Here is a 14157-nt window from a genome sequence, read left to right as displayed (position 1 = left end):
GCGTTGCGCAAATGTCGCGCCGCTAAATTCACTTGTGCTGATCTACGCTCTCAACACGAATAATATCGTCTTCGCCCAGATAGGTACCTGACTGTATCTCAATCAGATCCAGATTTATTTTACCTGGATTTTCAAGAGCATGTACAACCCCTAACGGAATATAAATCGATTCGTTTTCACTGATTAACTGCGTTTTGCCGTCGGTATGCACTTTTGCCGTGCCTGACACCACAACCCAGTGCTCTGAACGATGATGGTGCATCTGCAAGGATAACTTTTCGCCTGGTTTGACGGTAATGCGCCGAACCTGAAAACGCTCGCCCTGGGCAATGGCGTCATGCTTGCCCCATGGGCGGTAAACTTCCCGATGCTGCTTGCTTTCCGGGCGTTTCTGGCGTTTCAGCTGATTAACGATCTCTTTAACGTCTTGCACGCAATCCTTATTGGCGATCAGCACCGCATCTTTGGTCTCAACCACCACCAGATTATCAACGCCGACGGTGGCAACCAGTTTATGATCTGCACGAATATAGTTGTTCGAGCAATTGTGCTCCAATACGTCGCCAAAGGTAGAATTGCCTTTGACGTCTTTTTCACTGATTTCCCACAGCGCAGACCACGAACCAACATCGTTCCAGCCGGCGTCGAGTGGCACCACCACCGCATCGGCGGTTTTTTCCATCACCGCATAATCGACGGATTCATCCGGGCAAGCGATAAAGGCTTCGCGATCGACGCGAACAAAATCCATGTCCGGCGTCAGGTGCGCCAGGGATTTTTGACATGCCTCAAGAATGTCGGGGCGGAAGCGCTCCAGTTCCTCAAGATAACGGCTGGCCTTGAACAGGAACATGCCGCTGTTCCACAGATATTCGCCGCTGTCGAGGTATTGCTGAGCCGTTTCCAGATCGGGTTTTTCAACGAAACGCGCAACGCCGGAAATGGCAGACTCGTCGATGCGTGCGCCCTGCTGGATATAGCCGTAGCCAGTTTCCGGCCCGGTTGGCACAATGCCAAATGTCGCCAGTTTGCCAGCCTCGGCATAAGGAATGGCTTGATTGACGGCATCTCGGAAAATGGCTTCATCCTGAATGACGTGATCGGCGGCCAATACCAGCAGGATCGGATCGTCGCCATTTGACACCGCCTGCAATGCTGCAAGCGCGATTGCCGGCGCCGTATTGCGCCCTACGGGCTCAAGAATGATATTGTGCGACAACTGTGTGATCTGACGCAGTTGCTCAGCAACGATAAAACGGTGCTCTTCATTACAGATCACCAAAGGGCTCATAATTTCCAGACCCTGAAGGCGCATAACGGTCGATTGCAACATCGAAAATTCATTGCATAACGCTAAAAACTGCTTCGGAAACAGCTCGCGAGAAAGTGGCCATAGTCGGCTGCCTGTTCCGCCAGCCATAATAACAGGATAAAGGTTACTCATTTTCACTCTCACCGATCAAATATATAAATAAAAGCTCGAACAATTACGGAGCATGATACGCAGTTAGGCTATAGGGATACACACCACTGGATTAGCGATAAAGACTATAAGTGTTATGTATCATTTTTTCGGATGTAAAATTAGCAGAATAAAAATCAATACAGGCCTGATGCATCGTAGCCCAATGTTCTTTGTTATAGGAATTCAAAATATTCACCGCCTCATCAGACTGGTTGGTGGTGAACAAATATCCGGTCTTGCCCTCGTCAACCACCTCGGGTAGTGAACTGCAGCGGCTGGCCACCACCGGTAAACCATAGCTTTCGGCTTCTACCGCAACCAGCCCGAAGGATTCCCAACGGCTCGGCATGAGCAGTACATCAGCATGGGAAAAATAAGGCGCAATTTCCGTTGACGACAGCCAGCCTTTATAGTCGATGCGCGGATGTTGCTGTGGCGCCTCGGTAGCATGCACGTTGCCACCCACCACGGTAATACGGAAGTTATCATTTAACCTATCGGCAATCTTCAATACCAGGTCAAAACCTTTTTGGTAGTCGAAGCGGCCAACAAACAGGATATTGGTTTTGTCCTGCGGGTAGGGATCGCCTGAATCCGCTCCCGTGGTCGGCGCTTCCACACCGTTATAGACCACCACCATGTTGTGTGCCTTGACGCCGACATTCAACGCCGCTGCCTTCTCATATTCGCTGGTGCAGACAATGACATCGGTTTGTTTTTGCAACAGCCGTTCGATGGCGGTATAAACACGCTTCTTCATCGTTGATGTATCCATCAAAAATGAAAAAGCATGCGGACAATAAATAATCTTTGGCTTATAACTCAACCGCACAACAGGCGTCAGTACGCGACAAATAACACCGGCGAAGGTACTGTGGATATGAATAACGTCAGGTTTCTCACGTTTCACCAGCGCTATATATTGCCTTGCCAAAGAAATAAATGACTTGATATTTCTTCCACTGCGGGAAAACAGCGTCAGCTTCTCCGTCGGGAAAGCGCCGATTTCTTTATATTGGCTATCAGGGAGTAAACAGTAAAAATCAAAATCATCATTGGGTTTGACCAATTGCCGAATCACCGTCGCTACCCCACCTTTAACGGTTTCAGCTACATGTAATACCTTTTTTTTCATCGGTTGACACTCATTATGATTCTGTTTAATTCTTGTGCGGATTTTGCCCAGTCAAAACGCTTAACATTCTCATAGCCTGCCTCGACCAGTTCTTGACGCAGGTTTTCATCTGTCACAATTCGCTCCAGCGTTTGTGTCATTTCCTCGGTATTTTCCGGATCAAAATAGATCACGCTCTGAGCCAACACTTCTGGCAACGATGCTCGGTTGGATGAAATAACGGCGCAGCCACAAGCCTGCGCTTCTAGCGGTGGAATGCCAAAACCTTCATACAGGGAGGGGAAAACAAACGCCTTGGCGTTTGAATATAACGCAATCAATTCCTGGTCAGACACCCGGCCGACAAACTGTATGCGTTCCGCATTGGCACTACCTTGAGAAAAATCAACGCCCGAGAAGTTTTTATTCGCCGAACCAATGATTTTAAGCACAATGTTATCAGCGCCTTTCATCCTGGAGAAAGCGGCTATCAAACCATGAAAATTCTTGTGGTAGTTTGGCGATGACACCGCCAACAAGTATGGCTTGGCCTGCGTGTGCCGATCGCCGCTCGGCTGGAACTGCGATGCAACAGCGTTATAAATCACATGTATATTTTCCAACGGATAGTCAAATACGGCATGCAGCTCTTTTTTTGAGAACTCACTGACCGTCAGCAAACCCCGACTTGATTTCAACATCAGCGGCACCAGAGCGTTATAAACCAACCGGAACTTCGCCGAGAAACTCTGCGGATAACGTTTATAAATGACGTCGTGATGGGTGACCAGCTTATTTTTATATGACACCGGCGCCGTATTGCACAAGTTGATCAGCAAAGGATTCCCTTGCTGGCGCAAGTAGTTTGGCAGATCCCATTGTTCCCAAAGGTGCCCCTGACGTGTGCCTACAATCTGAACGTTAAGCCTGGCGGCAATATCCTGATGCAGGATATTGGCTGGAGAAACAAACACCACATCATCTCTCAATTGAGCAATCGCCAAACTGATCTCTTGAGCAAAGCGCTGAACCCCGGTCAATTCTTGTGTCAAAAAGCGCGCATTGACATAAATCATTCGCTTACTCCATTCCATTTAAATAATTTTACTGTCAATGTGTCGTGGATGTTCTTGCCAGTTTAGCGCTGGTTTGCGCCCTTTCCCGCTGTGGGGATTTTCTAATCGACATCAGCAATATGGATACGATGATGGCAAAAATATACCCAGGGTAATTACTGATCGGGTTGTTATAAACAAAGTTCATTGATAACGAGATCATCCAGTAAAGGTATACGCTGGCGGTGAGCCCATTCAATGTCCGCGAATAGAGCATGCTCAATATCACCACCGACACCAGCACCAGAAGAATAATCCCGACATTGCCGTAACTGGAAAGCATGTAAATATAAAGGCTGTCTAATGGAACGGTATTGGAGTTATCGTCCCCAACCACGGCGTTACCATTCACAGCGTAACCCGCGCCGATAAACGGTGAGTATTCGCTGTCGTTTTTTACCGCCTCAATATTTACGGTTCTCAGCAATATGCTGTTTTCAGCGTAGGTATTTTCCTCCGGGAAGATCATCTCGTAAATGCTGTAGTTAGTGGTGGTCACATAGAAGAACAGCGACAGAACCAACGTAACCATCGTGACGATATTCAGGCTGGAGCGTAGAGACAGCACCCGTCGCATCATCAGATACATGATATACAGCAACGCCATGATGATCGCCGTCTTGGAGGTTGAAAACACAATCGCGACAAGAATCAGGATGATATATTTTTTGCGATTTTTGTCGCTGACAAAAGGAGATAATACCAGGGCAAAGAATAGATATTCACTGAGGCTAAATGGTCCGGTCAGCAAACCAAAGGCGCGTAGCTGCCCCTGAACCGTACGCAGCAGCAGACCGTATTGTTTGCCGAACTCGGTCAACTGAGGACCCGGGTCAAAACCGACAACCGCATACAGCGCCCCGGCCAGCGTGGATTCCGCAATGGCAAATAGCGCATTGATCACAGCACAAACAATATAGAACTTGATGATTTTGTTGAGGATCTCAACCCGCTCTTCATATTCGAACAGCATCAAGACGGCGGCAAAGAAGAATGAGCCAAACGTCAGCAATTCCAGACGGAATTGCACGATGGAACGAAAGAAGTCAAACTGACCAGTCATCATGCTTAACAGCATAAAAATCAACGAACACAACACCATCGAAATAAAGAAAACCAGCACGCTACGGCATTGTGGTGTGACTCTGGGATTGCGCGCATACAACAGTATCAGCACGAAAACCGGAACAACAAGAGCAAAAAAATCCTTATAAAGCAGAATATTGCGTGTTGTCATATAGGCTGCGACGGTAACGACACCATTAATCGACAGCAGAGCTATATATGCCAACAAAATGAAAACGACCAGCGATTTTGTAGAAACTCTCATTATTATCCTCTGTACAAACCTTCGTAACTGCTGGCAATTTTTTCTTTTTCAAAACAAGAGGTTCGCAGCCTGTTTTGGTTGGCTTTCACGGCGTCAATCGCACCTTCGATAGTGAAGTTTTTGATTTCAAATATATTATCGTAGAAATTGGCAATTTCGGTTACGCCGCCGCTGAAGGTAGTATAAACAACCTTACCAGAGATGGCGGATTCCGCAACCGCACGGCCAAAGGGCTCATTCCAGCGGGTTGGCAGCACCACGGCGTCCACCTGCGCCATGAACGCATCCACTTTGATAAAGCCGAGCAGGATCACACCGGCATCCCGTGCCATCGCAGCCATTTCCTCGCCGGAGACGCCATTGTTAAAGCGCCCCGCTGCATAGAACTCGGCGCGCGGATCCTGTTTTGCCGCTTTTGCCAACGCGCAAAACTCATCAAAGCCCTTGTCTTCCGTCAACCGGCCGACAAAGCCGATGCGGATGTTATCACTCGTAGTCGGCGTATAATCAATCGGCTCAACGGAGTTGTAAACATAGGCATGTTGCGCCTGGCTGGCGAAGCCATTATCTTTATGCAAATTGGAAATGTACTGGCTGATACCGACAAACGCATCGACTTTCTGGCTAGCCGCTTTTTTCAGCCAAGAGGTGACGCGTACCGACCTGCCGTTGACGTCCATATTCTGTCCGTTTTTAAACAGCGTGCCGTTCGGATGAAACAGATAATAGTCACGTGTCGTATGCACCACCCGCGCACCCAGTTTTTTGGCGCTTTGCCAGACCGCCACCGAAAATCCGCTCAGGTTATTGGTATGAACCACGTCCGGGCGGATTTCCGCCAAAGCCTGACTCACGCGCTTGGCCATGAAGGGATTGTGTATATCAAGAAGATGCCAGAGTGCTTTCTTATATTTTGACGGCGACTCACTCTTGAATGGCCAATATAGGTTCAATAATGGGAAGTAGCTTACCTGCACCCCATTAATGGTGTCTTTCTTGATTTCATCACCTTCATGAAGACAAAATACACAAACTTGATGCCCTAATTTTACCAGACTTTCCGCAAGCATTTGCACAGAAACTTCAGCGCCACCTATCTTGTAAGGAGCATACAGTGTATTTATTATAACAATCTTCATTTACAGGCCACCAAAAGTGTTTAAAATTAAAACTTATCTCTAAGCAAAGTTATATTAGCCTCGCCATAACCCTCATAGTTCTTATAAATAGAGTTGACAAACCCTAGCCAATCCGGCGCCAGACTTTTTTCGTCAAGAACATATGCGGTAATTTTAATTTTATCATCATAAATCTTTATCAGGTTGTCATATAAAGAAGAATAGAAACCCGCAATTGAAACCACATTCTCACCCGCCACGATAGGGTAGACTTCGAAAGGAAAATCCAGGCGCTGTACGGTGACGACATTTTTAATCGCGGTGATTTTTTCGTCACGTTCCCGACGGTGTGGGATGTAAATAAGCTCAATATCGCTATTGTTTAGCTTAAGATCCTCAATCATCTTCAAGGTCAGTTCGATGTCATCAACCTTGGTCACCCCCGCCTCGTACAGCGGCGTCCCAATAATAAAGGTTTTATTATTACTTTGTGGCAGGGTTTCCAGCTTGGTTTTATAGTTCTGATAATTATGCCGTATAACCTCATCGCGCCCGGATACGTTGTCTTCGATATTATAAACGGTGAAAAAAGTTATTTTTTCAAATTCGTTGTTGGTCATACCCAACGACTTGAGGAACAGGCTCTTGGCCACGCCGCGCGGCGTCAGTTTGCCATGGCGCTTGATGCGCAGCGTTGCGGTGCCGTCGTCCAGCAAAACGATATTGCGCTTGGGATACTTATTGGCCAACATCCAAAACACCCGGGCGCGATATTCACCCGCAATCAGGGTTACCGACTGATTGCGTGCCACGCTGTCCGTGATGCCGCTAAGTTGTTTGCGGATCTCCATCACCTTGCCCAGCGTTCCTTCAACGTCAATCGTCATCAGGGAACGGTGCTGTATCATATTGAGCAAATAACTGATCTGTCCATGATTCAACGGCGAATTGGCGGTACGCTTGTTGACAATCAGCAGATCAAGAACAATCTCTTTTGCATCAAGGTATTCGATCAGATTAAACGCTTGCAGCGGTGACTCTATATACGCGATGTACTTACTCATTTCTTATTACCCTATAACCACTCAACGTTTCCGTGTCAATTAATGGAACTTGCCTTCAGCCTTTAGCCGCAGATAATGCTCCACATCGCGCTGGGCGAACGCTTTTGCCGGATGGCCTCCGGCAATGGCATACGGCTCAATGTCCTTCACCACCACGCTGCCCGCCTGGATAATGGCGCCTTCACCGAGGGTCACACCGGGTAAAATGATGACGTTGATTCCCAACCAGACGTTGTCGCCGATGGTGATGTCCTTGATAACGTAAGTATTGTCATAAGGAATGGCGTTACCGTTATGGTTATGATTTTCCGTGATCAGTACACAGCCAAAACCACAGTGAAAATTATCACCAACGGTTACCGCCCCTTTACCGACGATCGTCAGACCGTTAGAGTTGAAGTTGTCACCCAGGCGGGTTTTATTATTCACTAACGTCGGGAAGTTAATTTTGGGTTCACGACCACATTTGGCTGCCGTCTTGATGACCTTCGCGGTGTAACGCCCTTTACGACGGTTACGCAGCCAACGCTTCATGCTCGCTATCATCTTTTCCTCTCAATCCGAATCTGTCGTTTGCCATAGATAAATGTCACCACGCACGAGAACAAGCTTGAAATGGCATACACCAGGCAAAAATATTCCACCTTTATCGAGGTCATGGTAATAATCACAATACCCAGCAAATGCGTTAACATTGATCCCATGGTGATTATCGAGATCATTTTATTTTTACGATAGTAAAACAGCGAGTGGGTAAAAATATAATAGATCGACATAAAGGCAGTGCCCGGCAGCAAGATATTAAAATAATAAATTGCGCGGTTAAATTCGGGCTTGAATAGATATGGGAAAACAAATGGCATGATCAGGAAATAGATTAAACATGCTACTACCACCAGACCAGTATAACCATACTGTATGAGCTCTACGCCTTTAAAGTCTTTGTCCTTCAGCTTACGGTAGATAAACGGCTGGAACGCCTGGTTTATCACGCTAAAGAATAACATCACTATCGATGTCAACTGGAACGCCAGCCCATAGATACCCACCACGGCGGTACTCATATAGTGAGCAATAAAGAAGCGATCGATCGACGATTTAATCCAGTAACTGCCATGATGCGGCAACAGCGAAATACCGTAGCTGACAATCTCTTTGTATCGCTTGCCCAACGGCGCATCTGACTTGATATCTTTGCTGCGCTTGCGATAGATGATGAACTCGTACGCCAGTTGGATGCAGAAGAACGATGCGGCAATGGCTATCAGGCGCTGCCCTGGCGTTGCGGCGATCATTTCAAACAATGCAATGGTAAACAGGACGTTAAACGCCGACAGCAAAAACTGCCCAATCGCAGCAACCTTATATGTCTGACTGATACGCAGATGTGAAAGGTTGATGAAATTCAACGCTTGCGCCAAGGATGCCAAAATCACCAGGCTACCGTCAGTGAAGCTGACCGGTATGCTGGCCACACGCGTAGCGACAAAGTAAATCGCCACCAACAGCACGCTTGAAGCGACAGCCAGCGTGATGTTATCCCGACGGAACACCAGGGAACTCCCTTCCCCCTCTTGCATATATTTGACCGGCAACAAACCCTGACCACTGAATGAGATAAAGATGATCAGGATCTGAATGACGGAAAGATAAAGAGTTAGCGCGCCGTATCCCGACGCGCCAAGGTGTGCTGTTAAATAAGGCAGAATAATGAAGCCGATGACCTTGCCGAGAATATCCCCAATCGACAAGGCCGCAGCCCCAATAATGACTCTGCTCATTTACAGATACTTTTCCAGGAAGTTCAGGGCGTGCCAGAAACCTTCGCCCTGGTTCTTGTGGCCCTGCCACACTTCAGGAATAAACTGGGCGCCCGGCGCATAACGCAGCAGATCGTCCGCCAGTTCATCGAAGTTGACGTCGCCCTTGCCAATCTGCACGCCTTCGCCATCAACGCCCAACGCATCGACAATGTGCATGTGTGCGGTATAAGCGCCCACTTTCTGGGTAAACTCGTGCAGATCCCATTGATAGTAGTTACATGCCATCATCGAGTGCGAGGTGTCATAACAGATGCGGTAACCGTGCTGTTGGCAGAAGGACTGGATTTCATCTGGATCAACAAACAGGTTGTGGTAGCTCTGACCGCCAAAGTGCCATGGGAACGGAGGCATGGTCTGGATAATGATTTCCACACCATCCTGATTTACCTCTTTCAGCGATTCGGCAATACGATCGTACATCGCCTGACGCGCTTCCTTCGGCAGGAAACCGGTGGTGTTGAAACCGCCTGCGTTCACCACAATCACCGGACGTTCGGTTTTCGGGAAGTACTGCTTCAGCGCACGGGTAACGTCACACACGCGTTGCATCTGTTTGATCGAATGTGCACGGTAGGCGTCATCTTCGGTAGCCAAATCCAGAATATGGTCGTTGGCAAACAGTTCCGGGCTGTGTACCGCAAAACCGATATCTTCAGGACCGGAGAAGAATTCCGTCAGATCCAGTTCCATATCCTGATAGCTCAGGTGGAACTCAACAAAGTCCAGATTGGATTTGTGCTTCAGTTTGCTGTAATCGTGGTAACGAACCGGAATGCCAAACGGACGATCAAAATCGTAGTCCTTGGCTTCGATAGCGATTTCGTTCAGATCGGACTCGTAGAAATAGCCGCCTTTTTCGTGATCGCGATTGGCTTTTTTACCCACCAGCTGCTCAAGATAGAGCGGCTGTAGGCCTTGGCCCGGGCTTTTCACTTCTACCATTTCGCGGGTGATGATTTCGCCTTTTTTCAGATCGCGGTTGATGATCAGGCTTTTCGCCAGGGTTTCACGGTTGATCATCTCGCCCTGAGTAATCGCACGCTCACCGCCCTGACCCATTGATTCTTCAACTTCACGAATGCGGATCACCATTTCCTTGAATTCTGGCGGCAGCAAGGAAACCTTGTGGTCATTACCTTCCATGCTTTTATCGATGGTGAAGTGCTTCTCGATAACGCGCGCGCCCAATGCGGTTACGGCGATCGGCACCGAGATACCGCGCTCATGGCCGGAATAGCCGACCAGGCAGCCGGTCACCTGCTGCAATCGCTTGATATAAGCCAGATTTACGTCTTTAAACGGCGTTGGGTAGGTGGAGTTGCAGTGTAAGATGACAAACTCGGCGCCCTTCGACTTGAGGAAATCAACCGAACTTTTAATTTCCGCTTCGCTGCACATGCCAGTTGAACAGATCAGTGGCTTACCGGTTGCCGCCAAAGCCCCCAGCATTTCATGGTTGGTAAAGTCGGCAGAAGCCACTTTGTAGGCTTCCATACCGTAATCTTCAAGCACTTCAAGGCTCTTCAGATCCCAAGGGGTACACATCGGCGTCAGCCCCTTGTCTTTGCAATAGTCGAACACTTCCAACAGTTGCTCGTTCGACAGCTGGAACTTACGCAGCAGGTCGATGGTGTATTGCGCACCCAGGTCGGCTGATTTGTCTTTATCATTACCGCCCTTGTACAACGAGCTCAAATCACGCATCTGGAATTTGACGCAGTCGGCACCGGCGTCAACGGCCAGATCAACCAGTTGCTTGGCCAGATTGATATCACCGTTATGGTTGTTGCCAATCTCGGCGATGATGTAGGTCGGTGAGGTTTCGGTAATGGTATGTTTACCGATGGTCAGTCCTTTTTCGCTTTCAAGCGCAACGGCAACCAGGCGGCGATAATCGTCAACCAAAGGAATAACGTCAACGCCGTTGGTAAACAGGGTGTCGATTTCAGCACGTGGCGCATCCACTTTTTTGTAGCGCACGTTCTGGTTCATCACTTCCGACATTTCACGGTTCAGGTCGAAGTCACCTTGGGTGATCCAGCGACGGAAATCGCCGTCAGAAAATGAACCACACAGTTTACCATCTTCGGTAACGATAAAAATAATGCGTTTTTTGTTCGAGTTGATTTTTTCCAGTGCTTTAATAATTGTCTCTGTTTCAAACACTAAAAAATCAGAAATCTTTTTCTGAATTAACATATATTATCTCCCATTCCAATTCTTCAAAATAACTTCTACCACTGCCCAATCGAGCATGGTGTCAATTTCAAAACTTTCTTCTTCAGACATTTTGTGTGCAACGACCTTACCGCCTAACCGGTTGCCGCTGGACAGCAAAATATCGCTTTTGGTAACGTAAATTGAGCCGTTCTCTTTCAATTTAATATTTTCAGGCTTGATATCCTGACGGCGAGGACGATTCAGATAATCATAATGTGCTTTGGGATTATCTTCGTTTTCCCATAAGAAATGCCAAAACTCGCACACGCTCAACAGTGAATCTGCCTGCTTGTCGATAATCTTGCGCACGGCCAGATCGATGGCATCGTCTTTACGTACAGGCGACGTCGCCTGTAGCAGGACGGTATATTCTGGGTGATAACCTTCATGCTCGGCCAGCCACTCCAGAGTATGCAACAAGGCAGGCTCAGTTGCCGCAGTATCAACCGCCAGATGTGCCGGTCGCATAAAAGGAACTTCAGCGCCATGTTCTCTGGCGACGGCGGCAATGTCTTCACAATCAGTGGTAACAATAACGCGATCGATTTCCTTGGAGTTCAATGCTTGCTCGATACTCCATGCAATTAAAGGCTTCCCTGCAATATCTTTGATATTTTTTTTAGGTATACCCTTTGACCCACCCCTTGCCGGAATAATTGCAAGATTACTCATATAATATCTCCGCGAATGGAAATTCTGAAATTTGCCAGAAGATAGCTCCCCCGAACGGAGGAGCCATTGTAACTGATTGATTATTTATATTCGTAAGCGTAATAGCCGTATGCGCTGCCGGATTTATTCTCGACGGCGTTGAGGATAATACCTTTGATTTCCATGCCATTCTGTTCAAAGCGACGAATACTGACTTCGATCTCTTTCAACGAGTTCACGCCGTAACGGGCTACCAGCAGTGTGGTGCCCACATTACGCGCCACAATCGCCGCGTCGGTTACCGCAAGAATTGGCGGTGTATCCACCAGAACGATATCGTACTCTTTGCCTGCCCACTCCAGGAACTCCGTCAAACGGTTATGCATCAGCAGTTCGGAAGGGTTCGGCGGGATTTTCCCGCGCGACAGGAAGCTCAGATTCTCAATCGCCGTTTTCTTGATGGCCTGCTGCGCAGAAGCCTGACCAGAAAGTACATCAGACAGACCGGTACCCAGTTCACAGTTCAGCAATGAATGGGCATAACCTTTACGCATATCCGCATCGACCACCAGGATCCGCTGACCCGCCTGGGCAATCACCGCCGCCAGGTTGATACTGACGAAGGTTTTACCAATGCTTGGACTGGCGCCTGAAATCATCAGCACATTGTTCTTGGCTTCAAGCGAGGCGAAATGCAGGCTGGTACGCAGACTGCGAACCGCTTCGATCGCCAGATCGGCAGGGTTGCCCACCGCCAATAACGTATAGTTTCGTTGGCTGCTTCTACGCCCGGACAGCATGGTTTCACGGTCGCTTTTCTGTTGCCATTCCGACAGCGGAATGCTGGCGTATACGTTGATGCCTTGCTGTTCCAGCTGTTCCGGGCTTTCAATACCACGGTGCAACATGGTTTTCAGCAACACAAAACCGGTAGAGAACAGGCCACCCAACAGGGTAACGATCAGCACGATCAGGGTTTTTTGCGGTTTGACCGGCCGTGGTTGCGTTACCGCAGGGTCAACGATACGTACGTTACCGACGGTACTGGCTTTGGTGATGCCCAGCTCTTGCTGTTTGTTCAACAGCTGCATGTAGATTTCCTGGCCGGCCTGTACGTCGCGCGTCAGACGCAGGATTTCTTGCTGAGTTTTAGGCATGCCGCTGACGCGTTTGTTGAGCTTGTTCTTTTCCTGCTCCAACGTAGCGCGTTTTTCCATCAAGGCACGGTAAGCCGGGTGTTCTTTGGTGTACAGCTTGGAAATTTCCGCTTCCTTGAAGGTCAACTCGTTGAGTTGAGCTTCAACGCCAACGATGGTATCCAGCACCGATTTGGCTTCCAGCGATAAATCAACAGAATCGTTTTCCTGACGGAAACGATTGAGTTTGTCCTCTGCCAGATCCAGAGAATTGCGTACTTCCGGCAATTGCTCTTTCAGGAAATCCAGGCTTTTGGCGGCCTCTTCGGATTTACGCTCGACGTTTTGCAACAGATAGTTTTTGCTGATGCTGTCCAGGATCTTGCGCACCAGCAGCGGGTCATCGCCCACCAGGCTCAGCGCCAGCACGCCGGTATCTTTGCCCTTATCTTCGACGGTTAACGCATCAAGCAGGTTATTGGTAGCCACCAGACGCGGTAATTTGGCAACGTCGAATACCGTATCAGGCTCCGCGATAATTTCGCTGACCAACAGTGATATACCGCCGCCGCTTTCCATTTTGCCGACCTGGCCTTTAATCACTTCCGTCCCGTTCTTGCTCAGAACATAGTGACTTTTATCTACTACCGTCAGTTCCAGTTCAAGATCGGCATCGGTTTCAGGCACCGTCAGGCGAGATAACGCGATACGACCTGGCTCTTGCCCGGTCAATCGTGCCCAGCCACGGCCAAATACAGGGAAATATTGCTGCTGTGCAACGGTATCCAAATGCAAATCGTCAACGGTTTTGCCTGTAACCATCCGCGACTTGATCAGCTCGATTTCGGTAGAGGAACCTGGCTGACTGTTCGGCAACATTTGCGACAGATCGTTGACAAGAGAATTACCCACGTTTTGCTCGACCTGCACCATGGCATCAGCCTGATAAATCGGCGTGGCAAACAGTGAATAAATGATACCGCTAACGGTAAACAGCGTGGTGATACCGATAATCAACCATCTATGGTCAAGTAAAGTACCCAGCAAACGACTCAGGTCGATCTCGTCGTGATTATTGGCCGTCGATAAGCCTGGTTTTGTATTATCAGTCATTGTCATCT

11 protein-coding genes are annotated in these 14157 nt (G+C 48.3%); all 11 read right to left on the bottom strand.

Annotated elements, in window-relative coordinates:
* Window positions 1-28: 28 nt before the first annotated feature.
* The 11 genes from ACCC84_RS01265 to wzc all read right to left on the bottom strand — a co-directional run bounded on the left by ACCC84_RS01265 (window position 29) and on the right by wzc (window position 14149).
* Window positions 29-1450: a mannose-1-phosphate guanylyltransferase/mannose-6-phosphate isomerase gene (locus ACCC84_RS01265; RefSeq protein WP_088499635.1), complete on the bottom strand. Its 1422-nt coding sequence runs from the start codon at window positions 1448-1450 to the stop codon at window positions 29-31.
* A gap of 85 nt (window positions 1451-1535) precedes the next feature.
* A complete protein-coding gene (locus ACCC84_RS01260; protein WP_088499634.1) occupies window positions 1536-2600 on the bottom strand; it encodes a glycosyltransferase family 4 protein in 1065 nt (354 codons plus the stop codon).
* Window positions 2597-3655: a glycosyltransferase family 4 protein gene (locus tag ACCC84_RS01255; protein WP_039992298.1), complete on the bottom strand. Its 1059-nt coding sequence runs from the start codon at window positions 3653-3655 to the stop codon at window positions 2597-2599. The genes ACCC84_RS01260 and ACCC84_RS01255 overlap by 4 nt, the downstream gene beginning before the upstream one ends.
* Before the next feature lie 34 nt (window positions 3656-3689).
* Complete coding sequence (locus tag ACCC84_RS01250) at window positions 3690-5024, bottom strand: O-antigen ligase family protein (protein ID WP_050763134.1); 1335 nt, start codon at window positions 5022-5024, stop codon at window positions 3690-3692.
* 2 nt (window positions 5025-5026) lie between these two features.
* Window positions 5027-6163 carry a glycosyltransferase family 4 protein gene (locus tag ACCC84_RS01245; protein ID WP_088499633.1) on the bottom strand — a complete coding sequence of 379 codons (1137 nt, stop codon included), beginning with the start codon at window positions 6161-6163 and terminating at the stop codon, window positions 5027-5029.
* 26 nt (window positions 6164-6189) lie between these two features.
* Window positions 6190-7206, bottom strand: a complete 1017-nt coding sequence (locus tag ACCC84_RS01240) for a polysialyltransferase family glycosyltransferase (protein WP_273867217.1) — start codon at window positions 7204-7206, stop codon at window positions 6190-6192.
* Window positions 7207-7245: 39 nt separating this feature from the next.
* Window positions 7246-7740 (bottom strand): acyltransferase, encoded by a 495-nt coding sequence (locus ACCC84_RS01235; protein WP_227745684.1) that lies wholly within the window; start codon window positions 7738-7740, stop codon window positions 7246-7248.
* Window positions 7741-7748: 8 nt separating this feature from the next.
* Window positions 7749-8987 carry a lipopolysaccharide biosynthesis protein gene (locus tag ACCC84_RS01230; RefSeq protein WP_004965270.1) on the bottom strand — a complete coding sequence of 413 codons (1239 nt, stop codon included), beginning with the start codon at window positions 8985-8987 and terminating at the stop codon, window positions 7749-7751.
* Window positions 8988-11228, bottom strand: a complete 2241-nt coding sequence (locus ACCC84_RS01225; protein WP_004965274.1) for an N-acetylneuraminate synthase family protein — start codon at window positions 11226-11228, stop codon at window positions 8988-8990.
* A gap of 3 nt (window positions 11229-11231) precedes the next feature.
* On the bottom strand, window positions 11232-11921 hold the full coding sequence (locus ACCC84_RS01220) for an acylneuraminate cytidylyltransferase family protein (RefSeq protein ID WP_004965276.1): 690 nt from the start codon (window positions 11919-11921) through the stop codon (window positions 11232-11234).
* A gap of 80 nt (window positions 11922-12001) precedes the next feature.
* Window positions 12002-14149, bottom strand: coding sequence for a tyrosine-protein kinase Wzc (gene wzc / locus ACCC84_RS01215; RefSeq protein ID WP_039992299.1), 2148 nt, complete (start codon window positions 14147-14149; stop codon window positions 12002-12004).
* Between the last annotated feature and the right edge of the window lie 8 nt (window positions 14150-14157).

The organism is Serratia odorifera (genome assembly GCF_041448735.1).
In the GTDB taxonomy this organism is placed as follows: domain Bacteria; phylum Pseudomonadota; class Gammaproteobacteria; order Enterobacterales; family Enterobacteriaceae; genus Serratia_F; species Serratia_F odorifera.
Note: the sequence above shows the minus strand (reverse complement) of the source record. Positions and strands in the feature narration are given on the sequence as shown.

What these genes read in the sequence shown, in the direction of transcription:
- ACCC84_RS01260 (WP_088499634.1), bottom strand. Translation starts at nt 2,600, where the DNA reads ATGAAAAAAAAGGTATTACATGTAGCTGAAACCGTTAAAGGTGGGGTA.
- ACCC84_RS01255 (WP_039992298.1), bottom strand. Translation starts at nt 3,655, where the DNA reads ATGATTTATGTCAATGCGCGCTTTTTGACACAAGAATTGACCGGGGTT.
- ACCC84_RS01250 (WP_050763134.1), bottom strand. Translation starts at nt 5,024, where the DNA reads ATGAGAGTTTCTACAAAATCGCTGGTCGTTTTCATTTTGTTGGCATAT.
- ACCC84_RS01245 (WP_088499633.1), bottom strand. Translation starts at nt 6,163, where the DNA reads ATGAAGATTGTTATAATAAATACACTGTATGCTCCTTACAAGATAGGT.
- ACCC84_RS01240 (WP_273867217.1), bottom strand. Translation starts at nt 7,206, where the DNA reads ATGAGTAAGTACATCGCGTATATAGAGTCACCGCTGCAAGCGTTTAAT.
- ACCC84_RS01235 (WP_227745684.1), bottom strand. Translation starts at nt 7,740, where the DNA reads ATGAAGCGTTGGCTGCGTAACCGTCGTAAAGGGCGTTACACCGCGAAG.
- ACCC84_RS01230 (WP_004965270.1), bottom strand. Translation starts at nt 8,987, where the DNA reads ATGAGCAGAGTCATTATTGGGGCTGCGGCCTTGTCGATTGGGGATATT.
- ACCC84_RS01225 (WP_004965274.1), bottom strand. Translation starts at nt 11,228, where the DNA reads ATGTTAATTCAGAAAAAGATTTCTGATTTTTTAGTGTTTGAAACAGAG.
- ACCC84_RS01220 (WP_004965276.1), bottom strand. Translation starts at nt 11,921, where the DNA reads ATGAGTAATCTTGCAATTATTCCGGCAAGGGGTGGGTCAAAGGGTATA.
- wzc (WP_039992299.1), bottom strand. Translation starts at nt 14,149, where the DNA reads ATGACTGATAATACAAAACCAGGCTTATCGACGGCCAATAATCACGAC.